This window comes from Alkalihalobacterium alkalinitrilicum (genome assembly GCF_002019605.1).
Classification (GTDB): domain Bacteria; phylum Bacillota; class Bacilli; order Bacillales; family Bacillaceae_F; genus Alkalihalobacterium; species Alkalihalobacterium alkalinitrilicum.
Window position 1 is genome coordinate 3,519,698 of the sequence record NZ_KV917368.1, and the last position, 26,845, is coordinate 3,546,542.

Annotated in this window: 29 protein-coding genes and 1 pseudogene (1 of these 30 only partly in view); 4 read left to right on the plus strand and 26 right to left on the minus strand. The window is 37.3% G+C overall.

What is annotated here, in order from left to right; all coding sequences use genetic code 11:
* On the plus strand, positions 1–123 hold the 3' portion of the coding sequence (cmpA, locus tag BK574_RS27065) for a cortex morphogenetic protein CmpA (protein WP_139313878.1). 18 nt of this gene lie to the left of the window's left edge; only the last 123 of its 141 coding nucleotides appear in the window; the start codon falls outside the window, past its left edge; its stop codon occupies positions 121–123.
* Between the two features lie 32 nt (positions 124–155).
* On the opposite strand, the gene BK574_RS16960 is transcribed toward cmpA, so the two are convergent.
* The 14 genes from BK574_RS16960 to acpS all read right to left on the minus strand — a co-directional run bounded on the left by BK574_RS16960 (position 156) and on the right by acpS (position 11,883).
* Entirely contained in the window at positions 156–2,345 is a 2,190-nt protein-coding gene (locus BK574_RS16960; RefSeq protein ID WP_078430905.1) for a Tex family protein, read from the minus strand.
* Positions 2,346–2,561: 216 nt separating this feature from the next.
* The gene (locus BK574_RS16965; protein WP_078429410.1) at positions 2,562–3,164 is read right to left on the minus strand and encodes a PP2C family serine/threonine-protein phosphatase; all 603 of its coding nucleotides are present in this window, start codon (positions 3,162–3,164) and stop codon (positions 2,562–2,564) included.
* Positions 3,161–3,949: an RNA polymerase sigma factor SigB gene (sigB, locus tag BK574_RS16970; RefSeq protein WP_078429411.1), complete on the minus strand. Its 789-nt coding sequence runs from the start codon at positions 3,947–3,949 to the stop codon at positions 3,161–3,163. The genes BK574_RS16965 and sigB overlap by 4 nt, the downstream gene beginning before the upstream one ends.
* Positions 3,918–4,394, minus strand: a complete 477-nt coding sequence (gene rsbW, locus BK574_RS16975; RefSeq protein ID WP_075387508.1) for an anti-sigma B factor RsbW — start codon at positions 4,392–4,394, stop codon at positions 3,918–3,920. Before rsbW ends, sigB begins: the two co-directional genes overlap by 32 nt.
* The gene (locus BK574_RS16980) at positions 4,391–4,723 is read right to left on the minus strand and encodes an STAS domain-containing protein (protein ID WP_078429412.1); all 333 of its coding nucleotides are present in this window, start codon (positions 4,721–4,723) and stop codon (positions 4,391–4,393) included. Before BK574_RS16980 ends, rsbW begins: the two co-directional genes overlap by 4 nt.
* 54 nt (positions 4,724–4,777) lie before the next feature.
* Positions 4,778–5,800 carry a PP2C family protein-serine/threonine phosphatase gene (locus BK574_RS16985; protein WP_238457569.1) on the minus strand — a complete coding sequence of 341 codons (1,023 nt, stop codon included), beginning with the start codon at positions 5,798–5,800 and terminating at the stop codon, positions 4,778–4,780.
* Positions 5,801–5,812: 12 nt separating this feature from the next.
* A complete protein-coding gene (locus BK574_RS16990) occupies positions 5,813–6,226 on the minus strand; it encodes an anti-sigma regulatory factor (protein WP_075387510.1) in 414 nt (137 codons plus the stop codon).
* A 2-nt stretch (positions 6,227–6,228) separates the two neighbouring features.
* On the minus strand, positions 6,229–6,585 hold the full coding sequence (locus tag BK574_RS16995; protein WP_075387610.1) for an STAS domain-containing protein: 357 nt from the start codon (positions 6,583–6,585) through the stop codon (positions 6,229–6,231).
* 45 nt (positions 6,586–6,630) lie between these two features.
* Positions 6,631–7,443, minus strand: coding sequence for an STAS domain-containing protein (locus BK574_RS17000; RefSeq protein ID WP_338020602.1), 813 nt, complete (start codon positions 7,441–7,443; stop codon positions 6,631–6,633).
* A gap of 507 nt (positions 7,444–7,950) precedes the next feature.
* On the minus strand, positions 7,951–8,301 hold the full coding sequence (locus BK574_RS17005; RefSeq protein ID WP_075387512.1) for a type II toxin-antitoxin system PemK/MazF family toxin: 351 nt from the start codon (positions 8,299–8,301) through the stop codon (positions 7,951–7,953).
* Between the two features lie 3 nt (positions 8,302–8,304).
* Positions 8,305–8,589 (minus strand): CopG family ribbon-helix-helix protein, encoded by a 285-nt coding sequence (locus BK574_RS17010; RefSeq protein ID WP_075387513.1) that lies wholly within the window; start codon positions 8,587–8,589, stop codon positions 8,305–8,307.
* 109 nt (positions 8,590–8,698) lie between these two features.
* A complete protein-coding gene (gene alr, locus BK574_RS17015) occupies positions 8,699–9,877 on the minus strand; it encodes an alanine racemase (protein WP_078429414.1) in 1,179 nt (392 codons plus the stop codon).
* 238 nt (positions 9,878–10,115) lie between these two features.
* The gene (locus BK574_RS17020; RefSeq protein ID WP_075387515.1) at positions 10,116–11,132 is read right to left on the minus strand and encodes a LolA family protein; all 1,017 of its coding nucleotides are present in this window, start codon (positions 11,130–11,132) and stop codon (positions 10,116–10,118) included.
* Positions 11,133–11,520: 388 nt separating this feature from the next.
* Complete coding sequence (gene acpS / locus BK574_RS17025) at positions 11,521–11,883, minus strand: holo-ACP synthase (RefSeq protein WP_078429415.1); 363 nt, start codon at positions 11,881–11,883, stop codon at positions 11,521–11,523.
* Between the two features lie 115 nt (positions 11,884–11,998).
* On the opposite strand from acpS, the gene BK574_RS17030 reads away from it, so the two are divergent.
* Positions 11,999–12,745 carry a rhomboid family intramembrane serine protease gene (locus BK574_RS17030; protein ID WP_078429416.1) on the plus strand — a complete coding sequence of 249 codons (747 nt, stop codon included), beginning with the start codon at positions 11,999–12,001 and terminating at the stop codon, positions 12,743–12,745.
* Between the two features lie 177 nt (positions 12,746–12,922).
* Here BK574_RS17030 and BK574_RS17035 read toward each other — a convergent pair whose 3' ends face one another.
* The 8 genes and pseudogenes from BK574_RS17035 to BK574_RS17070 form a co-directional block, all read right to left on the minus strand.
* A complete protein-coding gene (locus BK574_RS17035) occupies positions 12,923–13,828 on the minus strand; it encodes a metal ABC transporter substrate-binding protein (protein ID WP_238458043.1) in 906 nt (301 codons plus the stop codon).
* A 218-nt stretch (positions 13,829–14,046) separates the two neighbouring features.
* Positions 14,047–14,535 carry a hypothetical protein gene (locus tag BK574_RS17040; protein ID WP_078429417.1) on the minus strand — a complete coding sequence of 163 codons (489 nt, stop codon included), beginning with the start codon at positions 14,533–14,535 and terminating at the stop codon, positions 14,047–14,049.
* Between the two features lie 16 nt (positions 14,536–14,551).
* Complete coding sequence (locus tag BK574_RS17045) at positions 14,552–14,875, minus strand: DUF2325 domain-containing protein (RefSeq protein ID WP_078429418.1); 324 nt, start codon at positions 14,873–14,875, stop codon at positions 14,552–14,554.
* A gap of 188 nt (positions 14,876–15,063) precedes the next feature.
* A complete protein-coding gene (locus tag BK574_RS17050) occupies positions 15,064–16,749 on the minus strand; it encodes an ABC transporter permease (RefSeq protein ID WP_078429419.1) in 1,686 nt (561 codons plus the stop codon).
* A gap of 33 nt (positions 16,750–16,782) precedes the next feature.
* On the minus strand, positions 16,783–17,919 hold the full coding sequence (locus tag BK574_RS17055; protein WP_078429420.1) for an extracellular solute-binding protein: 1,137 nt from the start codon (positions 17,917–17,919) through the stop codon (positions 16,783–16,785).
* Positions 17,920–18,194: 275 nt separating this feature from the next.
* Positions 18,195–19,250, minus strand: a complete 1,056-nt coding sequence (locus tag BK574_RS17060; RefSeq protein WP_078429421.1) for an ABC transporter ATP-binding protein — start codon at positions 19,248–19,250, stop codon at positions 18,195–18,197.
* Positions 19,251–19,361: 111 nt separating this feature from the next.
* Positions 19,362–20,180: pseudogene (locus BK574_RS17065) on the minus strand (Ger(x)C family spore germination C-terminal domain-containing protein); the annotation flags it as partial.
* 424 nt (positions 20,181–20,604) lie between these two features.
* The gene (locus BK574_RS17070; protein ID WP_075389114.1) at positions 20,605–20,865 is read right to left on the minus strand and encodes a metal-sensitive transcriptional regulator; all 261 of its coding nucleotides are present in this window, start codon (positions 20,863–20,865) and stop codon (positions 20,605–20,607) included.
* A 227-nt stretch (positions 20,866–21,092) separates the two neighbouring features.
* On the opposite strand from BK574_RS17070, the gene mgtE reads away from it, so the two are divergent.
* Complete coding sequence (gene mgtE, locus BK574_RS17075) at positions 21,093–22,451, plus strand: magnesium transporter (RefSeq protein WP_075389105.1); 1,359 nt, start codon at positions 21,093–21,095, stop codon at positions 22,449–22,451.
* 215 nt (positions 22,452–22,666) lie between these two features.
* On the opposite strand, the gene BK574_RS17080 is transcribed toward mgtE, so the two are convergent.
* Positions 22,667–23,245: a hypothetical protein gene (locus BK574_RS17080; RefSeq protein WP_158211687.1), complete on the minus strand. Its 579-nt coding sequence runs from the start codon at positions 23,243–23,245 to the stop codon at positions 22,667–22,669.
* Positions 23,246–23,483: 238 nt separating this feature from the next.
* Here BK574_RS17080 and BK574_RS17085 point away from each other — a divergent pair, with 238 nt between their 5' ends.
* Positions 23,484–24,071: a YitT family protein gene (locus tag BK574_RS17085; RefSeq protein WP_078429424.1), complete on the plus strand. Its 588-nt coding sequence runs from the start codon at positions 23,484–23,486 to the stop codon at positions 24,069–24,071.
* A gap of 161 nt (positions 24,072–24,232) precedes the next feature.
* On the opposite strand, the gene BK574_RS17090 is transcribed toward BK574_RS17085, so the two are convergent.
* From BK574_RS17090 to BK574_RS17100, 3 genes are all read right to left on the minus strand, one after another.
* Positions 24,233–25,372, minus strand: a complete 1,140-nt coding sequence (locus BK574_RS17090) for a hypothetical protein (protein ID WP_078429425.1) — start codon at positions 25,370–25,372, stop codon at positions 24,233–24,235.
* Position 25,373: 1 nt separating this feature from the next.
* Entirely contained in the window at positions 25,374–25,907 is a 534-nt protein-coding gene (gene sigX, locus BK574_RS17095; RefSeq protein ID WP_078429426.1) for an RNA polymerase sigma factor SigX, read from the minus strand.
* Between the two features lie 548 nt (positions 25,908–26,455).
* Complete coding sequence (locus BK574_RS17100; RefSeq protein ID WP_078429427.1) at positions 26,456–26,650, minus strand: transposase; 195 nt, start codon at positions 26,648–26,650, stop codon at positions 26,456–26,458.
* Positions 26,651–26,845 lie beyond the last annotated feature (195 nt).

Genomic DNA, 26,845 nt, shown 5'->3' on the forward strand with positions numbered 1-26,845 from the left:
AAGCAACTAAAAACTGCTTTCTCTCAAAAAAACCGTTATCAAATCAAACTACTCAACCAATGTTGGTTCTATTATCAAAAAACACAATACAAAAGAAATACTGCAATGGAGAAAAGTAATTAATAAGAGGCTGACTTAGGTCAGCCTCTTATTCGTTACTGTATTTGTTTTTCTGGTTCCACCATCGTCAAAGCAACTCTCTGCTTCTTAAAATCCACATCATCCACCCAAACCGTAACAACTTCACCTACCGCTACAACTTCAAGTGGATGTTTTACAAATCGGTTACTTAGTTTAGAAATGTGAACAAGTCCATCTTGTTTAACTCCAACATCAATAAATGCACCGAAATCAACTACATTACGTACGGTACCCTGTAATTCCATCCCTTTTTGTAGATCTTCGAGAGCTAACACCCCTTTTTTCAATAATGGTTTTGCTAAATCATCACGAGGATCACGTCCAGGGCGAATAAGAGCCTCAATAATATCCTTCAAGGTCGGTTCTCCTATTTCTAACGTTTGAGCTGTTTCCGACAATGAAATTCGTTGCAATTTCTCTTTCAAGTCTTCCGTGCCTAACTCATCCATACTTGCATTAACAACCTCAAGCAGTCTCATTGTTTCACGGTATGATTCTGGATGAATGGCCGTATTATCTAATGGATTGTTTCCTTCTGCTATTCTCAAGAAACCAATACACTGTTCATAGGTTTTTTCACCGAGTCGAGGTACCTTCTTCAACTGTTGGCGAGAAGTAAATTTCCCTTCCTCATTTCGTTTTTTAACGACGTTATTAGCAACAACCTTCGATAAACCCGCAACATATTGTAAAAGCGATGAAGATGCTGTATTTACATTAACTCCTACACGGTTTACCGCTGTTTCTACAACAAACCCTAGTGACTCTGCTAATCTTTTTTGGGAAACATCGTGTTGATATTGTCCAACACCAACAGATTTCGGGTCAATTTTTACAAGCTCTGCTAAAGGATCTTGAAGTCGGCGGGCAATAGAGACCGCACTTCGCTCTTCCACTTGTAAATCAGGAAACTCTTCACGGCCGAGTTCAGACGCAGAATAAACACTTGCACCGGCTTCGTTAACGATCAAATAAGATACAGGCAAGTTATTTTCCTTAATTAAATCAGCGATAAATTGCTCCGATTCTCTTGAAGCCGTGCCATTACCAATTGCTACGACGTCAACTTTATGCTGCTCAATTAAACGATTTATTACTTTTTTAGCTTCATCTATCTTATTATGTGGTGGCGTTGGATAAATAACAGTAATGTCCAGTACTTTACCTGTGTCATCAACAACCGCTAACTTACAACCTGTTCGATAAGCTGGATCAAGACCTAGTACTGTATGATCTTTAATCGGTGGCTGCAATAGGAGGTTTCGTAAGTTTTCTGAGAAAATATGTATGGCTTGTTCTTCAGCTTTCGTTGTCAGTTCACTACGAATTTCGCGCTCAATTGAGGGCTCAATCAACCGTTTATACCCATCCTCTATTGCCGTTGTAACAAACGATGCTGCACTTGAACTCCTATTTGTTATGTAGGTTTTTTGCATATAGTTTTCAATTTTTTGAACAGGAAAAGTAATCCCTACACGTAATACATCTTCTTTTTCACCGCGGTTCATCGCAAGAATTCGATGGGGGACTACTCGTTTTACTGGTTCCTCGTACTCGTAGTACATTTCATAAATTCCTTTTTCATCTTTATCCGCGTCTTTAACTTTTGTTACAATAATTCCATCTTTAAACGTTAACTCTCTTATATGTTTTCTTGCTTCAGCATCGTCAGAAACCCACTCAGCAATAATATCTCTTGCGCCTTGGATTGCTTCTTCAATCGATAACACTTCATATTCTTCAGAAATATACTTACTCGCTTCGTCTTCTACATTCGCAGATTTGGGTAACGAGAATAACCAATTTGCTAAAGGTTCTAGTCCTTTTTCTTTTGCAACAGTTGCCTTTGTACGACGTTTTTGTTTATATGGACGGTAAAGATCTTCTACTTCTTGGAGCTTTCCTGCCTTTTCAATTGCCACTTTTAACTCACTTGTTAATTTCCCTTGCTCCTCAATAAGCCGAATGACTTCACTTTTTCTTTCACTTAAATTCATTGCATATTGCCACGTTTCCGTTATCGAACGTATTTGCACTTCATCTATTCCACCCGTTAACTCTTTTCGGTAACGTGCAATAAATGGGACTGTATTTCCTTCCTCAATAAGTTCAATGACTTGCTGTACCGTTTTCGTTGGTAAACTTAATTCTTTCCCTATTTTCATCATCATTTGCTGACGCAATTCATTACTACTCAAATTCATCTCTCCTCTAAACAACAACTTACCCATGTTAGCATTTCTTCTATTATATTGAATTATGCTCAAATGTGAATAACCCATACTATTCCTTCGACATGACCCGCTTCATTCCTTTAAATAAGCTATGCTTTTAAATACCTCATCAAAATAAGAAGGCTGATTCCTTGTATTCTCCCCATAAAACGAGGCCCAACACTAGTGAATCAGCTCTTTGCTAATTTAATGTAGTTGTCCAATAAGTATCGTAATATCATCCTCAGTAACTTGTACATGTTTTTGAATAATTTGCTTCGCATTTTCTTCAGAACATAGATCGATTAAATTTTCCCGTTTCATACTACTAAGCTTAACTCCATCTGAAAAGATAACAAAAGTACTTCCCGAGTCATATGGAAATTGCTCTGTTTTCACATCAACTTTTCTCCCTGATAAAAAACCTCTATTCGGTATCGGCCTGATCATTTGTCCATTTGCAGAATAAAACAAAAAACCGATATTGCCAATGCTACTATAGTGAACATTCTTTTTTTTACAATCAAACTTAACGACAGTTAGGACAACCCCTCGTTTCGCGACCAGCGTCTCATTACATCGTTGAATGATTTCTTTTACACTTTTTTCATGGTTTTGTTTTATAACATTCATTACTGATACCGAAGATGAGTGAGCATGTTCACCACTACCTAATCCATCAGAAACAGCGCAAACGATGTAACCATCCACTTCAAGCACAACAAACGAATCCCCATTAAGAGAATTCCCCTCTTTTGGTTTTTGATAGGTAGCGATATTCACATATTCCTTTAGTAGAAATTCAATCATTTAAGGTACTCCGTTGGTTTAATATGAATAGAATCTCTTAACTTTTGTAGTGCTCTTCGTTGCAACCTCGAAACATGCATTTGTGAAATACTTAAGCGCTCTCCTGTTTCTTTTTGACTTAAATTTTCAAAATACGTCAGTTGTAATATTTGCTTTTCACGTTCATTTAGTACGCTGAAAGCTTTTTCTAGAAGGATTTGTTGATCGGTTTGTTCGTATCCTTTTTCTTGTCGACCGACAAGATCTAACAATGTAGCTTCTCCGCCTTCTTGATCAGCCTCTATCGGTTTATCCACCGATAAAGCTTGATAACTTCTGCCCATTTCCATTGCTTCTAACACTTCTTCAACGGAAACATTGATAAACTCTGCTATTTCGTCGACCTTAGGAGACCGTTGTAAGTCATTTGTTAATAGATCAACAGCCTTTTTAATCTTCGGCCCTAGCTCTTTTATTCTTCTTGGGACATGTACGCTCCACGTTTTATCGCGAATATAGCGTTTAATTTCACCAACAACAGTTGGAACTGCAAATGATTCAAAACTTCTCCCTACCGATAAATCAAAACGGCGAATAGCACCTAATAAACCTAACATTCCGACTTGAAATAGGTCTTCAGCATGTTCAGGACCTCTCGAAAACTTACGTGAAAGTGTTTGTACAAGTGGCTTATAATGCTCGACTAACTTTGTCTGCGCTTCTTCTAGCTCATTCTCCTGATACTGTTTGATCCAAAGGATTACATCATCTTTACTATTGGGTCGTTGCTGAGGTTTCGTCGACATATCGTTCCACCCCATCTCTTCCCAAATACTTCGTCATCATTAAAATCACGCCATCTTCATCACTAATTTCTACCTTATCCATTAATGTATTAATAAGAAAGAGCCCCAGCCCTCCTTCTTTTAACTCATGGACTGGTTGACTGCTATCAATTGGTCCTAATTTATCTCTAATCCCATCGATATCAAAACTTTCACCGTTGTCCGCCACAACTACTTCTAAACGGTCCGCGAATACATGAAAAGTAACTGAAATACAACCACTTCCCTCGTAAGCGTGTTCTACTACGTTCGTACATGCTTCTGCAACAGCAATTTTTATATCTTCTATATCATCGTACGTATACCCAATTCGATTGGCAATTCCAGAAACAGTCAAACGGATGACTCCTACATACTCTGGTTTTGCAGGAACTTTCATCTCGATGCGATCACTTTGACAAGTCATTGCATTTCCTCCTTTTCTTGAGTTTCTATATCGATCACTTCATCTAATCCTGTAATTTTAAACAGTCGTTGCAACCGACTCGATAGACCTTGAAGTTGAATGTGACTCTCATAGTTATGAGTTGACTTTAACGCCCCGATAAAAATCCCCAACCCTGTACTATCAATGTAATCTACGTCAGCTAAATCGACAATGATCTTCATCCCACTTTCCTCGGTTAGCGGTATGAGTACTTCTCTCAATTTTGGCGCTGTAAAAGCATCTACTTCTCCTGATAGGCGTAATAAGTGCATATTCCCTTTTGTTTCCTGACGTATTTCTAAATTCATAATAACCCTCCTGAAAAAGTACTTATTCATGTAATTACCACACAATAAGATTTTTTAAACCTGCCTTCGTAAAAACATTAACGTGAAATCATCTTTTAATTCAAAGTCTTGTAGTTGAGCCAACTCATCGTATACTTTCTCAACAATTTCTTGTGCTGGCCGATCAATATACCGACGAATGATGTCCGTAATTTCTGTCCGTTCAATAAAACGCTCTCCCACTCTACATTCTGTTACACCGTCTGATAATAAAATAATAGCATCGCCGACCTCAACTTCATGACTGTACTCACGAAAAGTCGTGCTTTTGGACACCCCTAAAACCAAGCCCTTAGCATATAAATCTACAAATTCGTCTCTGGCCGCAATATAATAAAAACCTGGTTCATGACCTGCACCTGAGTAAGTAAATGTGTGTTGATTAGGATTATAAGACCCATACATCATCGTAATAAACATACTGGCATCAATATTTTGAGCAACGACTCGGTTTAAGTTTTCGAGTAACGAACTCGGTTCCATACGATGAGCTGGTATACTGTCAATCCCGTATTTGATCATTGACATACACATCGCTGCCGGAATCCCTTTCCCGATAATATCTGCAATCGCAACCCCAAGATGTCCACCTTCATTTTTTACACAGTAATAATAGTCTCCACTCATCTTTCCTGCTGGGACACTTGTAACACCTATATCAACATCAGGCAACTGTGGTATTTTTTTAGGCAATAGTGTCTGTTGCATTTTAGCGGCTACATCAATTTGCATCTCTAACTCTTTTTGCTTATCTCTTAAGCTTTGATGTTCTCGGTAGGCTAGTCCGTAACCTACCATCACTTCAAGCAAAACCGAAAAAGATTCTTTAATTTCAGGAGAAATCTCCTCAAACATCTCTTCTAAAACTTCACAATGTAAACTTACCATATCTTCGGGGGAAATTTGATTTTCAAGTAGACGTTTACTATATTGCTGAGCACCATACAAGTCCTGTTCACTTTTATTCTCTAAAAAACCACGAAGTAAATCTTTATAATCGGATTGTAAAGTTAAATCGCGACTTTCAGCTTCAATCACATGTTTCCCTCCTTATCTCATCCATTTCGTAATCGTGATTATAGTCCCTTCCCCTACATTTGTTTCAATTTGAAAATCATCCATCAAGCGCTTAACACCAGGCAGTCCAGCACCTAATCCACCCGATGTTGTAAAACCATCCTCCATCACTTGTCGTACATCTTCTATTCCTGGTCCCTCATCTAAAGCTGTAATTTTTATTCCTTGTTGAAACAAGTTTGTTTCTGTACCAACAACTCGTTCTATACAGACCTTCCCTTGTTTTGCATATAAATAGATATTACGAGCAAGTTCAGAAATCGCAGTTGCAATCCTAGCCTGATCTACGGTACCAAAGCCAATTTCTTTAGCCAAGTTTCTACCAGCTTGTCTAGCTGCAACAATTTCCCATTCACTCTTTACCTCTACACAGGATTGGATTTCCATCCTTACCCCTCCAATACTTGCTGCAACTTTTCCAACCCTTGCTCTAAATCGAGCGCCGTTTGGACACCACCTAACCCGACTCCCATATCAACTAGCGTGATGGCAACAGCAGGTTGTATTCCGGTAAGCACTACTTTTGCTCCCATTAAACTGGACATATCAACAACGTCCCCTAGTACTTTTGCAATAAAAGAGTCAATCATTTCTACAGATGTTAAGTCAATCACAACACCTATCGATCCTTCTTTATGAATTTTATTGAGCAAATCTTCTTGAAATTGAAGAGCTGTTTGATCATCGAGCTCTATCTGAACACTGACCAGTAAATAATTTTTCAACTTTAATATCGGGATTCGCATACTCATTTTAAGCCACCTACTTCTATAAATCTATTTCTCTATGATTTACTTATTTGTGAGTTCAAGCGCAGTTTGCACCCCGACTCGGAGGGTACTCTTTGTTGGGAAGTGACTTAGATCAATGCCTAAGTTCACGATTGTTTGCGCAATCTCTGGCCTAATTCCAACTAAAATGCACTTAGATCCTACCAGACGCACAGCTTCTGCTGCTTGAATAATATGATGAGCCACCATTGTATCGACAATTGGTACACCCGTAATATCAATTAGGACAACTTGAGCGCGATGCTTAATAACACCATTCAATAAGTTTTCCATAATTAATTTTGCTCTAGCTGTATCGATCGTTCCAATCAGAGGCATAACTGAAATATTTTCAAATATAGGGATGAGTGGAGCAGAAAGCTCTAATAAAGATAACTTTTGTAACTCAAAAGTATTCTCCCATGAACCTGTGTAGTTATGGATTACTTTATTAATAATGCCATCAATCCACGTCTCAATCTCATAAAATAAAGAAACGATTTTCTTACCATCACTTTCTCTTTCTGTTAACATCTCTAAGATGACACGACGGAATGCTTGTAGACCTTGGGTAATATACTCCAACTGCAAACCTACTTGAACTAAGCGATCCGAATATTGTCCTATCCGTTCTGTTGCTTCAACCTGACTCCAATGAAGCGTATCTAAAATTAACTCTACAAACTCTCGATTCGTATTTTCAAAGATATGTTCTGATACATTTTCCATATACGTTTCTTTCCGGACTGCTTCTACTTCTTTTAACCATCGGGCTTTTATTTCAACTTTGTTTTGCAAAATAATTTCAATAATATCTGGCTGCAATGATGCCACCTCCATTTCCTACTATTATTTCATGTCAACAAAAAAGTTGCAAAAGATGTACTTTATTAGAAAAGCGGAAGCTCCCTGGGTAGCTCCAGCCAGCAAATGTTCTAGCAGGAATAAAGTCCGCTTTTTGACTTTACCTTGACAGGATAATTGTCCTCGAGGAGCTGGGGACTGCAGCCCTCCCGTAGGAGATAAAGGATATACGGTGAGCGCTAATGCACATATAAACTCTTCTTGGTTACCAGGCTCGAGTCTCAAACTCTGTTGCGGGCACTATAAATCCTTCTTAGTTACCAGACTCGAGTTTCTACTCGCTGTTGCGGGCACTATAAACCCTTCTTAGTTACCAGACTCGAGTCTCAACCCGCTGTTGCGGGCACTATAAACCCTTCTTAGTTCCAGCGTCCTGTCTCAACTTCTGTTGCGGTTGGCAAGTAGTAACTTTTTTGCAAATAAAAAAAGCTACTTCATCTAGTGAGGAGAAGTAACTTTTCTACATTTGCAATAAAATTAAAAATTAATAAGACCTAAACTAATTTGAAGCGCATCATCCACTCGACTCATCATATCATCGTCCAAATGTGTGATTTTGTCAGTCAGCCGTTGCTTATCAATCGTCCTTATCTGCTCTAATAAAATCACCGAATCCCGATCAAACCCATAGCGCTTGGCATTGATCTCTACATGAGTCGGTAACTTCGCTTTTTGAATTTGGGCTGTTATCGCCGCGACGATGACAGTTGGACTAAACCGATTCCCGATATCGTTTTGAATGATGAGAACAGGCCTAACTCCACCTTGCTCTGAACCAACAACAGGAGATAAGTCAGCAAAGTAAACATCGCCACGTTTTACAATCAACAGCTACACCCCACTTACTAAGCGATCTAGGGTGTGCTCTGCTTCCTCCTCAGCAAGAAAGGCTTCTGATGCAATGTTTAAATTGATCTTTGCCATTTCCATATAACCCTGCTGCATAGATTCACGAATCTGACGTCTTTTTCGTTCTCGAAGATACATTTTTGTAGCTTGGGAGATAAACTCACTCCGGTTAACATTTTCTTGCTTTACTACCCCATCTACTTCGTTTAAAAGGTTCTGCGGCAAACTAATCATAATTCGCTTTGTGGCTTGTTCAGACACAAACATACACCCCCAACGTACGGTACGACCTATTTACATTCCGTATCTATAATAGCACTCTATAGACTGAATTGCAAAGTCGTTCTTCAATATTTTATAACTATTTATCTTTTCATTATGGTACTAATTTATTTTTCACGGTATAAACTTCGTGATTTTTGATATAAACTCTCGGTATTCTAGATCCAACCATACAAGGAACTTCATAATTAATCGTTGATAATCGGCCTGCGACTTCATCAATTGAAATCATTCGTTCTCCTTGAGAACCAATCAGCGTTACCTTAGTTCCAACGGGGAGTTCCCGAGGTAATTTAACCATACATTGATCCATACATATCCTTCCAACAAAAGGAACGTTTTCACCATTAACTAGAACCGTACCGCCATTTGTAGAATGGTATCGATACCATCCATCGGCATAACCGATTGGAATGGTTCCAATCCATTCCCACCCTGTTGTTTTATACGTTATTCCATAGCTAATTCCTTCTCCAGGTGGCACGTTTTTCACTTGAATAAGCTTTGCATGCAAAGAGAAGGCTTCTTTTAATTGTACCGGTAATCTATCCTTGATTTCAATAGAGGGGGTAAGCCCGTACATCGAGATGCCTAGTCGAACCATATTAAATGCCTGATTTGGGTGCATCAATCCTGTCGCACTATTCCCACAATGAATGATAGAAATATCTACTTCCAATTTTTCCATCATAGTTACAATTAAATTAAACCGCTCGTATTGCATATTAAAATAGTCATCACACAGCTCATCTGCGGTAGCAAAATGCGTATAGATACCTTCTAGTTGAAACCGTTTATCGTCATGAAGAGCTTCAATAACAGCTTTTCCCTCTTCTTGGTCTCTTATACCAATTCTCCCCATGCCTGTATCGAATTTCATGTGGAACTTAATTTTCTTTCCCCCTTGGTATAATGATTTAGCTCGAACCAACCATTCAGCAGAAAAGACTGTTATCGTAATGTCATGACTTGCAGCAACTTCTATATCTTCTGGTCGAATTGCACCTAACACAAGAATAGGGGCTTGAATATGAGCTGCTCGTAACTGAAGAGCTTCATCTAATATTGCAACCGCCAAATAACTAGCACCTGCTTCAAGTGCTGTTTCCGCAACAGGTATTGCCCCGTGACCATAACCATCTGCTTTTACAACAGCCATAATTTCCATGTTCTGCTTAAAACTTGCCTTTATGTTTCGTACATTTTCCCTAATATGATCAAGGTTCACCTCAACCCACGTATCACGATAAAAAGAGTCATTCCAACGTTGCAAAACGTTCTCCACCTTCCAAAATGCAGCTTTTTCTCTTTATTGTGATTATCGTTTTCTTTGTACACACTTGTCAACAATTCAAAAGTTACATTGATAAAATGAACCGTATTTTTTAGCCCTGTTTAACTAAAAAGAAGAGGTCGACTAGAAATGTCTAAGCACCCATTTTTACACACGATCGTGCATGAGTGCATAGCCACATCAATTTGAGTCAACCTCTGCAAATCAGTTCTTATTTTTATTTTTCAAGTGTACCGTAAACCGAACGAGCTATCGCCATCATTTCTTCTGCGTCTAAATCATTCGATGCTAGGTAGAAGTCCACCCCTTCATATGTCCACATTAATGAACCGTTTGACATAACACCAACCGTGAATCCTAAATCGACAGGATCTCCTGAACTTACATTCATTGGTGTACTAGCGGGTACAACTCTACTCTTTTCTTGAATTAATGTGAAGTTGTTTTCCCCTGTGTAAGTTAAAACGACTTTTTCACCGTCTTCTGTCATAATTGTTTCGGAACCTGTTAGTGCTGTACCTTGTGGTTCATAGATTGGATAAAGTACAGTTAGCGGTTCTGACACATCCGCCATAGTCGGAATTTCTTGGCCCATTTGCGCCGCTGTCATATTTCGCTCCATATCGAAATCATCTTCATTAAAACTTGGATTCATTGAAAACGCACTAAAGTTGACTTGCACAAGTACCTGTAAATCTGAATTCATAATTTTCACAGAAGCAGGTGTTAAATCTTTTTTATTGAGCATAATTTCTTGGCTGTTTAAATTCTTATTTTGATAATTGGTTCTCGTTTGAAACACATAATGATTTTCAGTAGCTTGGAACGTTCTTTCTGGGTCATTCAAAATATCTGAAACTAAAGACTCGTATAAATAGACTTGACTGTTATTTTTCGGCCAATCACTTTGAAAACGGAAGCTTTTATTGAGAGCTGGTGTTAATACAAATACTCCGTCATCATTACGTAAAATAATCTGACTTTGGTTTTTCTCGTCATTCTTTAATGCGACACGATAATGATTTTCCACCTGATGCCATACTTCAACATCGTACTGTTGTGGTTCTTTTCCCGTTTGTAAAATCATGGTAGCATCTGTCTTATAACCTGTCATTTCGCTAAGCTTTTGATCTAACCCTTCAATAATGTCCTCCTGCGTTTTTTCACCGCAACCTGCTAATACAAGAGTGAGAATGACGCTGACAAACAATGCAACTAGTCCTTTCCTTCTCACTTAGTTCACCCCTTTGTCTCATAATTAACGACAAAAGAGAAAGACATCCGTTACAAGTTTTTAAGTAATTTCGTTAAAAGCAAAGAGTATCCGTTCGTGCCTATCATTTCATTTTGTAATGTCACGGACCTGAGTCAAAGCCATAGCCGACAGAAGATATCAATCTTTAATCTCAAGGAATTCTACTAAGAAGTTTATCAATGATGACATCGGGTACATCCCCCGAGATTTTTTCTATCGCTTATCACAAACCCCGTGTTTAGACATCCATCATTAATAGCGCACGTCCTTTCTGCTCAAAGTCTATTAATCCATTACTCTTTTTTGTAACGAGGCTTTCTCCTAACCGCACTAACACTATATGAGACAAACTCCCACAATATGCAGACTAGCTTGACAAGCTTTCAATAATTACTTGAGCAACGGCAAATTCCTTGGAATGTGAAATTGAAACATGAACCTTATCATTCCCTTTCCAGGCAATGCTTGGTTTTCCACTATTCACGTCGTTAACCACTTCAATATCTTGCCATCCCACTTCTTTTGAAATTCCTGTGCCTATTGCTTTGACAAAAGCCTCTTTGGCAGCAAAGCGTCCAGCGACATATTCAAATTGTCGTTGTTTTGTCAGGGTATGATATTTTTTTCTTTCATTTTCAGTTAAAATTCTCAAAATAAATTTATCTGTTCGTTCTATCGCTTGTTTAATTCTTGCAATCTCTACAATATCAATTCCTATCCCTTTAATCATAAGAAACGGGCTCCTTTTTTACATTCTACTCTCATTATGATCATCATAAACTTATCATAACCTATTCATTTCATGGTAGTATGTAAGAGAAATGAAGTAAAAAGGTGGTTTTTTTATGTTTATAAGAAATGAAAGTTTTTACTCTTTCCGACGTAATTATCCTATAATTACAGTTATTGTTGCCATTCACCTACTTCTTTTTGTTTGGATGAACTTTTTACCTTTCGGCTACCTCGTTCGAAATATTGGGATCGGGTTCAATCCAGCAGTAGCTCAAGGTGAGTACTGGCGCTTGATTACCCCTATCTTTATGCATATAGGGTTAGGTCACGTTTTATTTAACTCATTTTCACTCGTTTTATTTGGACCCGCACTGGAAAAGATGCTCGGGAAAGTTAAATTTATTACCATTTATTTGTTGACAGGAATTATTGCTAACATCGCTACTTTTTATTTAGGCGGTCTCTCGTACCCTCCACACCTTGGAGCTTCCGGCGCGATCTTTGGTCTATTTGGAGTTTATCTTTACATGGTATTAAACAGAAAAGATTTAATTGACCAAGCAAACTCACAAATCGTCATGACGATTTTAATTATTGGTCTTGTGATGACCTTTGTAAACAGCAATATTAACATCCTTGCCCACCTGTTTGGCTTAATCGGCGGAGCAGCATTAGCACCTATTTTCCTTGCAAAAGCACGCCCTTTTTATGCCTATACACATGTACATGATCCTGAAGAAGTTACTTTTAATCCGAATCGTTGGAGACGCCGACGGATGAATAGTAAACTAGTTCAAAAAGTCATTTGGATTGGGTTCGGTGTACTAGTTGCACTTGGAATTATAATGCGCTTATTCTAAAAAAAGAAGAAAAAAGACAGAAGCTAGCACCTATCCATTCAGGAAAAAGTGCTAGCTCTTTATTGTTACAAAGTTAATAACAAATTTCATATGAAAGATGTTCATTTTAAACTAACTAGAAAACAAGGAGAGTATTTAGATGAGAACCCCTTCTCCTAAACCTGTTATTAGTGAAGTCTATTTAAGCCCGTTGACAAATATATTAACGTTATGTTCCATCATTTTAATATAACTCTCTGCTCCTGATCCTTCTGGGCCAATAGCATCAGTATAAACTTCTCCAGCAATTTCAACTCCTGCATTATTGGCTACTGTCTCCATATATCGTTGATCCACTGTTGTTTCAACAAATACAGCTGGTAGGTTACGTTCTTGTATTAAATCGACTAAACCAGAAATTTGACTTGGTGTTCCTTCTTCATGGGAGTTCAGTTCCCAAATTCCTGCTGTTTCAATTCCGTATCCCTGCCCGAAATAGCGAAATGCATCTTCACTCACAGCAATCATACGTGCCGCTTCAGGAATACTATTAATTTCAGCTTTAATCCAAGTATCAAGGATTTCTAATTCTTGTTTATAAGCTTCTGCATTGGCACGGTAGAGCTCTTCTCCATCAGGGTCACGTTCAACTAAGTCTTCAACGAGATTATTTACCATTATAATTACATTTTGTGCATCTAGCCAAATATGAGGGTCATCTCCATCCTCATTATTAAGCGGGATTACAGTTACACCTTCTGAAAGAGTGACTACTGGAATATCAGCTGTGTTTTGCACAAGCTTTTCAAGCCACTCCTCTAAACCTAATCCATTTACATAAAATACATCGGAATTGCTTACTTTTTGGAAATCACTTGGAATAGGCTCATATTCATGTGGTTCTTCACCAATTGGAACAATATACTCTACATTCCCACGATCACCTACAACATTATCAATAACATCACCTAATATAGAAAAACTGGTCGTAATGTTTAAACCTTCTCCTGTACTTTCTCCCTGCTCTCCATTGTCACCACCACATGCTACTAAAAACAACGACATAACCATAGCGGATGCTAATAAAATTAATCTTTTCCTCACAACAATTCCCTCCTTTAAAATATACGTACGTTAGTACAAGTTTTTTCATTCATATAAAATTGTTTCCTTAGGGCAAGTTTTTGAGCAAAAAAATATAGCTCATTCTTTACCACTAACAATAATGTTGACTTAATACAACATTTATTTTTTCATAAATATGTATTTTTGTCTAGAGGTTTTAAACAAAAAAATAAAAATGGGCACCTTAGCACGCATTTTTATTTCTTATCATAAAGTTTATACATACTTCCATCTGTTAAAGAGCAGATGCTTACCACTAGTTCTCTAGATATTCCAGGTCTCTCTATATGCCTTCTAATATTATTACAAAGATTTGTTGCCACTTCTACATCTACTTCCATCAGAAAAACGGTAGCACTTATTCCCCTGACTGATTCATCTATAATCACTGAATGACCTTTAATGATTTTAAGACTGCCGCCTTTATTGTAAGCTAGACCTTTCAATAAGAGGTCTGTAGTTTGAGCTAAAGTTTTGTAATAATCGGTTGTTGAATAAAAGTAATTGATGTTAATCTTTTTCCATTGTTCTGCGATCAGCAATAGTATGCGATAAGCCGTCCTTTCAGCCATATTTACCTTTAGGTAACCTTCTACAACGTTATTAACTATAGCTTGAATTCTATTGTTGCATTCCTTTTCATTTACAAAAGACGTTTTCTTTAAACTAATATTACTGCGAGACATCGTCTTCACGTCCCTTCTAATTTGAAATTTGACAATTCTTTTTATTAGGACAGCCCTCATAATCGCAACTGCCAATGGCCTGATAAATGGAACACCAAGACCGCTTTGCGTAACAGATTGGGATCCCTTGTTCATTTGCTTTCTTTTTTAATACGGACGATAAATTATGATTTATGTAATCCGTCAGTACGAGTACTAAGTCAACATGAGTTGGAATTTCTCTTTTTACTTGTTGAACTTTCCTTCCACTAATATGAATGACTTCTTTAAAACCAACTGACGCTAATTTACTTGGAATTTTACCTAAATGATCGGCACCAACAATGAGAAGAGCAGACACATTATATCCCCCTTTAATTTTCAAGTGATAATAATTTTCATTATCACTATTTTAATTGATAATGATTATCGGTGTCAACACCATTTGCAAAAATGTACAAAAAAAGGCTGATTTAGATAGGTAGTACTCATCTATAAAAACGACGAGACCACAAATTCTAAGTCAACCTTTGTTAAACAAACGTTTATTTAATACTTTTTTAACAAGTATCGTAGTGGAACAATCGATACTAGAATAATAATTAGTGCAGCGGGTGCTGCTAGATGATAGATAGCTTCTGACGCTTCAAAATATACACGTACAGCTAACGTATCAAACCCTGGTGGCCTGAGCATAAGTGTAGCTGGAAGCTCTTTAATTGAACTAACGAATACGAGAGCTCCTCCAGCCAGAACCCCTGGCAAAATAGATGGGAGGATCACTTTAAACATTACTTTCCATGGTGGATATCCAAGACTCCGTGCTGCCTCATCAATTCGAGGAGACACAAGACTTAATGAGGCTTCTCCCGCTTGCATTGCTTGTGGAAGAAAACGAACTACAAACGCTAGAGCCACCATATAAAATGTATTGTAAAGCATCGGAATATGGTTGTTAAAGATAAAAATAAATCCTAAGGCCACAATAACACCAGGAAGCGCATATCCTGCATAACTTAATTTATCAATACCACTTGAAATCACTGAAGGATAACGAGATTTCAAATAAATGATTGGCATAGCTAGTAGCATACATAATATTGCCGCAAACCCTGAAACTTTTAAACTATTCCAGGCAAAACCAAAGAACCGATTATCTAAAGCCCCCATACCAATACTAATAATAGACCAATAAACTAAAACGACAATCGGAAGGACAACCGATACGAAAAACACTCCTACTACAAAAACTAGCGTCAGTGGCTTCCACTTTCCAAGAGATAAAATATCTGGGGCCTTAAACGTATTCGACGTTTGGTAGTACTTATTTTTCTTTCTAGTTCTTGCTTCAATCCAAAGTATTACAATCGTAAAGAAAATAAGCACTAAGCTTAGGACGGATGCAGAAGCAGTGTCAAAGCTTGCTCGCTGAAAATAGATCGCCGCGGTAAATGTGACGTACCGAAGCATGGCAATCGCGCCAAAATCAGATAATACATACAATGAAATTAATATAGCTCCTGCCCCTATCGCAGGTCGCAAAAATGGAAGATTTACCTTCCAAAACACTTGTGATGTCGTCATCCCCTGGGAACGTGCCACTTCTTCAAAGTTTCGGTTCATTTTGCGAAGCGATGCACTCGCAATTAAAAAGACGTATGGGTAGGTAAACATCGTTAATACGAAAAACACTCCCCAAAATGAATAAATATTCAACGGATAATTACCAAAAAGATCAACAAGCCAAGGTGTATCTCTCCAAAAGTCACGAACCCATCCACTAGGGCCAAAGACAATTATATACGTAACTGCACCAACATAAGGTGGAATAACGAGTGGCATTGCTAAAAGCCATTGCCACATTTTCCTTCCAGGTAAATCTGTTCGCACAACAATCCAAGCAAGCATGACCCCTATTGTCACAGCACAAGCCGTAACGGCAAATGTAAGTGAGAACGTATTCCATAATAATTGTGGAATTCTTCCATCAAGAAGGCGCATCCACCGATCTACGCCCGCAAACATGGAGCGCCAAATTACGTAAATTATTGGGATAGACATAATGAGTGCAACAAAAATACCGAATAAGAGTAAAACTGGTCCAGGAGGGTTCCCTTTCCAAATATCAAACCACTTTCCCCGAAAGAAACGGAGAATGGCTGGGGAGTTACTCTCCCCAACCTCGGCATTCTGATCATTATTTATTTGTTTTTTGCGTTGACTATCATTACTCATTATGCCCTCTCCTAAGTCGTAAATCGTTTACACTTATCTTAATTCAAGGTCTAACCCTGATTGTTCAATAAGGTCTTTTGTATCTTCAAAGTATTCTCCTAATTCTTTCATAGGCATATCTTGAACTTTAAGCTCACTGAATTCTACAATGTGTGGCTCTACTTCTGGTGGATAAACTGCACCGTACTCTGAGTTAATTAGCAATTCTAAAGACTCACCAACAAACGCTACTTGGTTTTCGGGCAACAATACCCACTCAAGAAATGCAAGTGCATTAGCTTCATTTGGTCCATCAGCAACAAGACCTACACCTGCCGCATTTGCAATAACACCCATTTGACCTTCTTCTTGGTCAAGATAGATAAATCCTACATTATTATCTTGAGGCTCAAGTAATTGTTGATGGAAGTAATAGTTGTTTACTAAACCAAATGAATGCAAACCTTCTCCTACAGCTCGACGAATGTCACCGTGGCCATTGTAAATACCAGCTGCATTTTCTTTAATTGAAGTAACCCACTCAGCTGCTTTCTCATCACCCCACTCGTAACGAAGTGCTGATACGTTTCCGATCATACCGCCGTTTCCACCACGAGTAATTGCGTAACCACCTTCAACATCTGCCCATTTTGCATCAAATAAGTCTTCAATACTCTTCGGCATTTCTTCTTCTGTAATCATATCTTTATTGTAAATAAACCCACGTGATCTAGCAGAAATTGCAAAATACGCATTGTCATCAGCACGGAACTCTGCTGGAATTGTTTCAATTCCTTCAGGGTTTGCTCCTGTTAATAAACCTTCGTTGTGTAAGTAACCAAGTGCTCCTAGATCATTGGAGATATAAATATCAGCTTGAACATTCCCTGCTTCTTCTACAATTTGTAGAGGCTCAGCTCCATGTAACGCTACCACTTCAACTCCAGTTTCTGCTTCAAACTTTTCTAATAATGGTTGCACGAAATTTTCGTTACGTGCTGAGTATACTACAAGTTGCCCACCAAGTTCTACTACTTCTTCATCTTGTTCACCTTGTTGTTCTTCTTGCGGTTGATCTCCACCTGCTTCAGCTTCTGGCTCTGCTTCATCTTGTTGTCCGCAAGCTGCCACTACAAACACGATTGCTAATGACATCATTGCCAACATTAAAAGTTTTAATGATTTCTTCATGCGTATGTTCCCCCTATATATGTACATGTATTTTGTTATAGTTAGAATGAAACTCATTCTCAATTCCAACCACAATTCGTAGTATAGTGCAACTGATAATCATTGTCAATAAGTTTTCAAAAAAGTTTTAACGTTTTTGTACTAACTTAGTAGACAACAAAAAAGACTGACTTTAGCTAAATGTTTCCTACTCAAACACAGTCTTATAGATACAAAATAGCTACCTATATTATGCGAAGAATAAGGACATTTAATGAGTCAGTCTTTTATTTAATTCAATCCACTAAAGCTACTAATTCAGGTGTTATATCAAATGAAACGACACTTCCAATTTCAATGTCCTGTTCAATTGGTGCATAAATAATCATCGGATCATTAGATACTTGGTCTGATTGCAAGCGTACATGTACTTCTTGATACTCTCCGCTATATGTAACGCGTTCGACCAAACCAGCATAACGCCCTTTTTCTGCAAGGCGACAACCTTCAGGACGGATAGATACCATAACGTTTTCAATAACTTTATCCGTTTCTTGTGGCAAACAAACGCGACCGATATGTGTTTCTACATGTTTTAAGTCTGGACATAAAGTCCCAGAGATTAAATTTGTTTTACCCACAAATTGCGCAACAAAACAATTGGCAGGACAGCGGTACATTTCTTTCGGTGCTGCTATTTGTTGAATAATTCCTTCATTCATAACAACTACACGATCAGAAACAGCAAACGCATCTTTTTGATCATGGGTAACAATAATAGCTGTAGCGTTCGCTTTACGCAGAATATTTGTAACATCATAACGCATCTTTTCCCTTAGACCTGCATCAAGGTTACTAAATGGCTCATCCATCAAAATAACTTTCGGTCTTGGTGCTAATGCCCGTGCTAAAGCTACCCTTTGTTGCTGGCCACCCGAAAGTTCACTTGGTAAACGATGACCAAACTCACCAAGTCCCACTAATTCAAGGACTTCTTGCGCACGTTTTTTCTTATCTCGATTTTTCCATCTATTTAATCCAAAGGTTACATTCTTTTCAATTGTTAAGTGCGGGAATAAGGCATAGTCTTGAAACACCATCCCAATTCCTCTTTTCTCAGGAGGTAAGGCACGGCGATCATCATAAACCACTTCATCACCGATGCGAATTTTCCCTGTAGTCGGTTGCTCGAAACCAGCTAGCATTCTAAGTGTCGTCGTCTTCCCACAACCACTAGGACCTAATAGAGTAATAATTTCACCCTCTAGTATTTCAAGGTTTAACTGATCTACGGCAGGTGTTGCTGCTCTATTATAATATTTGGTAACGTTATCAAACTGAATGAAGCTCATAACTAACCTCCGATGTTCCTCAATTACTTTCACTGAGAATGATATTCATTGTTAAGATTTTAGCATAGGAACAACTCAGACGTCAATGAAAAGACAGATAATTACTAGGAATTACCGTCCAATCTTTTCTTTATCATATTTTCCTCTCTGTCCAGTATTCGAAATATTAAAGGAAACATTAATGTTAAATTTAGATTCGACCCACCCTGTTTCTCTCCAGTTTAAAGTTTCATAAAACTTAGGGTCAGTAGCCCATATTTTATGCCCCAATAACCAAGGTTCTACGTTAATTCTTTTCATTTTGGCAATCGTTTGTTCCATTTCTTTTTTTATTTCTTGCTCCATTTTTCTTTCTAGCTTCTCAATAAATTTGATGTCTGTAAGTTCTTCAATCGTAGCCACATCGATAACTTCTGCATCACCTTTCACATCTAAATGAAACGTCACTGGTTTTGTTTTTTCATAATAACTTTTCATTCTTAAATTCATTCGACTTAACGATACTGGTGTCTTTTGTTGATCGGATTCGACTCCAAGTGGGAATGGGGATTTTGAAAAATCTACTAAGTACTGACTTAATACTTTAGAAGATATGATTTGATCTGTCGTTACTTTTTTTAGGCGGTCTTGAAGCTTTCGTAATACACTCGGATCTACATATTCCTCTAAATAAACGACACCTATTTGCGTATGAGTGACAGATCCTACTTGGTATTTTTTTATTTTCAAACGTGGGTCAGGAAAATACTTTCTCATAATGGCCATATTTTTATGTACATCTTCAATAAAACCAACCTTCGGCCCATACACTTGTTGTTCAGTCGATGGATTTTCTAAACTTCTCGTTTCAACATCACCAAGAGCAATCGTAATCGGTTTCCTTCCCGAAAAATGGCAAACGACCTCTCCTCGCATACACCGTTCGATTAACTCGTGCCAATCTAGTTAATGTATCTTTTACACTCTCATGATTCTTAGAAATATTCTTACTATCTTCTATATTAATTTTCGGTTTTAAGTAATCTTCATAATCATACGTGTTAAACGTTGGTTGTTGCTTGAGTTTTTCTTTAGGAAGAACATGCTAACGCTCCATTTCATAGTTGTTCTCCCTTTATTATGCGATGAACTCTGTCCTCTATACTTATTCTTATTAGATAAACACCATTTATAGCGTTTGAGAAAAATTGATATATTTTCTTTCCCTCACTAGACATCAACCTTCATACAATACAAAACAAAAAGAGACTGACACATTAGTATTAGTAACCCTCATTGAACGACCACTCGATTATCGATCGTTTTGAGAGCCTAACACTTTCCTGAGTCAGCCTCTTTCATACTTTCAAAAAAGTTATCTACTTTTTACTAACAGGTTTACTGCTTCCTTAATCGTCTCTTCTGTATTCTCACCATTTTCAATCTGTTCACGAATACAAGCTTCTAAATTAGAGCTTACAACTACTCCAATTGCACGATCAAGGGCATTACGAACTGCAGCCATTTGTCCAACGATATCTTTACATTCTTTTTCATCTTCCATCATTCTAAGGATGCCTCGGACTTGACCTTCAATACGTTTCAATCTATTTTTCACTTTATCATCGTATTGCATGCCCATCACATACGCCCCCCGTCATCACATTTTTTTCATTATACACTAAACCTACTTGTTTAACACCTAATTACAGGTTAACGACCCTAAATGTATCATTAACTTTTGTTTTTTTATTAAAAATGTTTACTATTACCAAAAGTTCTTGTACATTTTAATAGGGTTTTATCCATTCAAATCCAATAAATGACGCATACTATATAGAACGAATTCGAGTAGGTGATAACATGATTGCAAATATGTCCGAAAACCAAATGCTTGTTTTGGTTATAAAATATTTAAAGGAATCTAAACGTGGGTCACTGCAACAACTTTTAGATGAGCTTCATCCATATGATTTTGCACAATTGTATCGGGGGTTACCCGATAAACACCATCATAAATTTCTAACCTTTTTAACACCTAATCAAATCGCAGCATTAATTGCAGAGTTAGAGAGAGAACTTCAAATACAAATCCTCCACAAACTCGGGATTGAACGTTCTTCAAAGGTCATGGATTTAATGGATAATGATGATGTTGTTGACTTACTGAATGACCTTTCAGTAGATAAAATTCAAGAATTTCTTAATGCTATGAAACAAGAAGAATCGGATACAGTTCGTGACCTTATGAGTTATCCTGCTGATACTGCGGGCGGCTTGATGACAAACCAATTTATTTGGATTAAAGAACAAGCTACTGTTCGAGAAGCAGTAGATAAACTCAAGTTATATGCAAGTATGTCAGAGAACATTTATTATTTATATGTAATTAATGAGGAAAAAAAGCTGGTTGGTGTTGTCTCTTATCGTGACCTCCTTATCGCTCATATCGATGACCAAATATCCGATATTATGTTCAATCGTGTGATATCAGTACTTGTAGATGCCGACCAAGAAGAAGTTGCTCAAATTATTGAACGATACGACTTCATCGCAGTCCCTGTCGTTGATAATGAACATACATTACTAGGTATTATAACCGTCGATGATGCAATTGATATTGTGATTAGAGAAGCTAACGAAGATATTGAAAAGCTTTCAGCTACTGGTAAATCTATAGATTTTAATACAAAAGCTCTAACCGCTTCCGCAAGACGTCTTCCTTGGCTCATATTACTTCTCTTTATTGGGCTTGTATCTGGTCAAATTTTAAATAGCTTTGAAGAGACATTAGACCAAGTACTAGCGCTTATCTTTTTTATGCCAATGATTGCTGGTATGACTGGAAACACAGGGACTCAATCACTTGCCGTTGTCGTAAGGGGGATTGTTACAACGACGGTTGATCGAAAAACGGTGATCAAACTAATTTTACGAGAATTTCGTGTTGGAATAACAATTGGGATTGTTTGTGGAATTCTAATCCTCCTCATCGCCTATATATGGCAAGGAAGTTTCATTCTTGGAATAGTTGTCGGTGTCTCCTTATTGATCACCCTAATCATCGGAACAATGGCTGGAACAATTATTCCTCTCGTTCTTTACCGAGTTGGAGTCGACCCAGCAGTAGCATCTGGTCCTCTAATTACTACATTAAATGATATTTTCTCACTCTTGATATATTTCGGGATTGCGAGTGCATTACTTACGCATTTATTGTAAGACTTTTAAAGAAGCGGCGTTCACTGTAACGGGTTCGGTTTTGAAGTGCAAAATTACAAATAGAACGTAAGATAACATTGCTTTTACCAACCAAATCAGCAAGGTAAACACATTATAATTAGCAATAGAAAAACGCGTTGAGTGTGAAAAACTCAGAGCGTTTCTTTTTAATGTCCTCTTCAACAAAAAACACCCGTTTGTTGAAGTGAGATAATTCACAAGCAACACTCTATATAGTCCTTTTCTGATTCCCCAAACAATTCGTAATGAATCACGCCTTGTTTTGATTCACTTTCAATCATATAAGTGAAAGGATCGATATCATACTCTTCATTGGTATAAACTTTCGGATCGACCTCTAACATCTCCATTGATTTTTCTTTCATTTCTTCGAGGTATACTTCAGATTTATCTTCAGCTTCCTGTTTAACTTCTTCCATAATCTCTTGGGCTTCCGTTTCAGTTAAATCAAAAGAAAAATAATTTTCCATATAAATATATTGATGTATATTGACAGGTCTAATCTCGATAGTTGGTACATCTTCTTCAAGAATTTCTCGTGTTGTATCAAGTTCAAATGGATATTCACTAGCTGAAGGCGCATGCCAAAAGTACATATGCTCATCAGATGATTCTCTTACATATTTTGAAACCAATTCAAACGAATTATCTATAGTTATTTTGATAAGAATTTGGTAGTAACCATTCCGGTCCTTCATGTCCATCTTGAACAAACCCATAAATCGTACTACTTGTCCCATCAGTTGAACAAGCCACCAGAAATATAAAGCCAATAAAAATAAGCCATATTTTCTTCATTTTTTCACCCCTGCTTCGTTAGTTGAATAGCGTCCAATTCTATTGGTTAATTGAACTGCTATTTGGTGTGTTATTTTCTACTTTGTACTCTTAAACCGAACCCGATACGTTCACTGCCTCTTTCTTATTTTTGTTCTAAGAAAATGAGACATGCATATACCTTACATATTAGAGGGCCAAGCTCCTAAACTCTAAATGCGAAGGGTGCTTCTCATGTTAAAAAGTTTAACCGCCATCCTTATTGGTAGTCTTTTAATTAGTTACGGTATCAACCAGTTTTTCATTCCTCACCACATTCTCGATGGTGGCATGATTGGTGTTGGATTAATTATTCATTATGTTTGGGAACTAGACGTCGGATTTTCAATTATACTGTTAAGCATTCCCATTTACATCCTCGCATGGATCTATTATCGCGCTTTTTTCTTTTACAGTATTCCAGGCTTTATCATTTCTTCGTTGTTTATTGATTGGTTTAGCTTTCTAGTTCTCCCTTATCAAGTAGATCCACTACTCAGTGCTATTTTAGGCGGCCTTATATTAGGAGCTGGAGTCGGCATTATGTTTAGAGAAGATATTAGTACAGGTGGGTTCGATCTACTAGCGCAAATGATTGCTGAGAAAACGAAGGTCAATATCGGAATTATGATTTTCATTATTGACTTTCTTGTTGTTATCGGTGGGATTTTTGTCATTACACCTACAGAGGTTCTATTATCCGTTATTGCCGTTACAGCTACAGGTTTTTCCACAATGCTCCTTACTTTAGATACTCACGGAACTATACATACATCATTTTAGTATTTCCGACAGTTTATTTCCCAGGAAAGCAAATTTCGACTTTCACATTTCCCACTAGTCTCTGTTTTTATTAGAAGACCAGCGGCAAGTTTCTAATGCTTAATTGCTATACCTTGAAAGAAAAAATGAGGCTGGTCATAACGCCAGCCTCATTTTTTGTTTTAACGATAAGCAACACCATTAGGGTAGATTTTTGTAGAAATTGCATCATTAAACTTATAATGGCCTAATTCCTCAACCCCAATATTCTCAAAGCGAATTTCTTGGATGCCAGAATCTCTAGCTGTTAATAATATAGCTTCAATCATCATTAATGGGGTTGGAGTCGTTAATACATCTGTATCATTCGAAAATGTAATTGTTGTAGTACCTGACTTCTCTTCTACTACACTTTCAATCACCACTTCTTCTGGGATTGTAGGAAATAAACCTTGATTTGTAGATTGCATCATTTGTAAATTCTCCTCAAAATCTAGGGCCCCTGTTTCTTCACTTGGACCTTTTACTAATAATTTTATTCCGCTAGCACTTTCATAAAAATAATATCCCGAAACAAAACTTTTTACATCTAAGCTGTCTAGCGGACCATACTGTCCGATATCTATTCCTTCTATTCCATTTACTAAGACGGTAGCAAAACTATAGGATAACGGTCTGATCGCCATTTTTATTGCCTCGACCAATATTTTCTCATTAGCAGATCCAATAGGCACTTCTGGAATATCAACTGCAACTGTTGTGTCTGACACTTCTTCAAATGTTACACCCTTAAGAGGAGATTCACTTAATCCAATGTAAGACGGATCATACTCTTCAAGAATAGCTGTCATTTGATGCAATATGGCATCGTCATCTCTTACGATAAAACTTACAGGAACTATAAAGTTTGCCTGTTCATCAACAAATGGTACCGTCACAATCCGCTGGTTTTCAAGAAGAATATCATCTACTAACGCTGAAATATATAGTTCTTGCTCTGTTGCTGCATTTTCATTTACTTCATCAACTTCAATAGCAAACATTTCATTATCTTCTGCTTCCTCGGTGACTGGTAAGGCTTCTTCACTTTCATTGCTTTCATTACTTAACATCATTGGAATGAGTAAAATCAAGAGAAAAGCAGCAAAAGTACTGGCTACTGTCGGTACGAGCCACTGTTTTCTTTTCTTCATTGGTTCAGTATTCATTTGTTTTCTTATATTTTGATATATGACTTCTTTCGAACGATTATCTTCTACTTTTGGTAATTGCCTGAGCTTTTTTTCAAACTCTTCGAAATCAAAATTATCTTTTTTGTCCATGTTATCCCTCCTTTACTGCTCCTAAACTTGGCTGTCCAACATAATCTTTTAACGCTTTAATCGCCCTATGTGTTGTCGTTTTCACTTTACTTTCCGTCCACCCTAGCACTTGTGCTGTTTCAGTAATTGTTAATGACTGGACATACCTTAATACAATGACCTGTCGTTGATCAGTAGAGCATTGTTCGAGTCCTTTATAAATTAGACGTAATTCGTCCGATTGCGTTACAATTTCTTCTGGTAAGGGGGCGGGATCACGAATATCTACCTTTTCAATAGGTCCAAGTAAGCCTAACCATTTTCTTTTTTGCCTGTTTTGTTTTCTAATCCAATCAATTGCGACATTCCTCGCAATCGAATACAACCACGTCTTTTCACTACTTTTCCCTTCAAAAGTAGTATAAGACTGGAGAACTTTTATATAAACTTCTTGAACTAGCTCTTCTGCTGTTTCCCTGCTGCGAACCATATAAAATAAATATTGAAATAATGACTGGTGATACGTTTCATATAGTCGATCAAATGTGCTCTCCAAAAAGGACACCTCCCCTTAGTACAGACGATAAACGCATGTGTACGTTACATAGAAAGTAGGATTTACTTAAAAAGTAGCAAAATAATGGCATTACCACCTACTATCCACATTTTCTTTAAGTAAAAAAACACAAAAAAAGCCCAAAAGGGAGAAACCTTGTGAGCTTCCTACACAATTTTTTTGTTTATCTCCTTGAAGATAAGATTATGTGAAAGTTTGGAAATTGACAACACAATTTATTCGACAAATCTACTGCCAATAATCCAATATAAAAAACCATAAAGTAACGCAATTCCCGCTATTAGTAGAAATAGTGCTCTATTGGATAATTTCAAATGCCATCCACCACCCTGACCGTTTTCTGTATCACATTATAGCATAGGGAATAGCAAAATAAATGTAAAGCATTAAGACAAACTGATTAAGCGCTCGTACGGCTAGATTTTAAATCGTCGAGCCAACTATGAACTTTATATACTAGGAGATATTGTAGAAGGAAGAAAAGAAGGGTTTCTAGTGTAGTATAATGAGTTTTTCGTTTAGCATGGCTATTTTTCTAGAGCAACATTGCCTCTGAATCGTCTTTTTTGGAATTTACCTGCTTCGTATTCAACCACCCAACGATGTACTAATCCGACACTTAACACGTACCTTCTAGCAATTAATGATTTATTTCCTGTTTCAATTGCTTCTTTCACCACCTTAACTTTGAACTCCTTCGAATAGCTAGCACGTTTCAACATTCATCCCCCATTCCATTGATTATTTGTAAACGCTTTCATCTTTAGCTACAAAAAAACAACCTTTTCGGTAGGCTGTTCTACACTACTTAAGATGTATATGTCTGAATTTTAAAAAAATATTGAAAATTTGTCAAGGTTTCAAACATTACAATTATATTAAATACATTAAAATGAATACTCCCGCTACTTAATTTC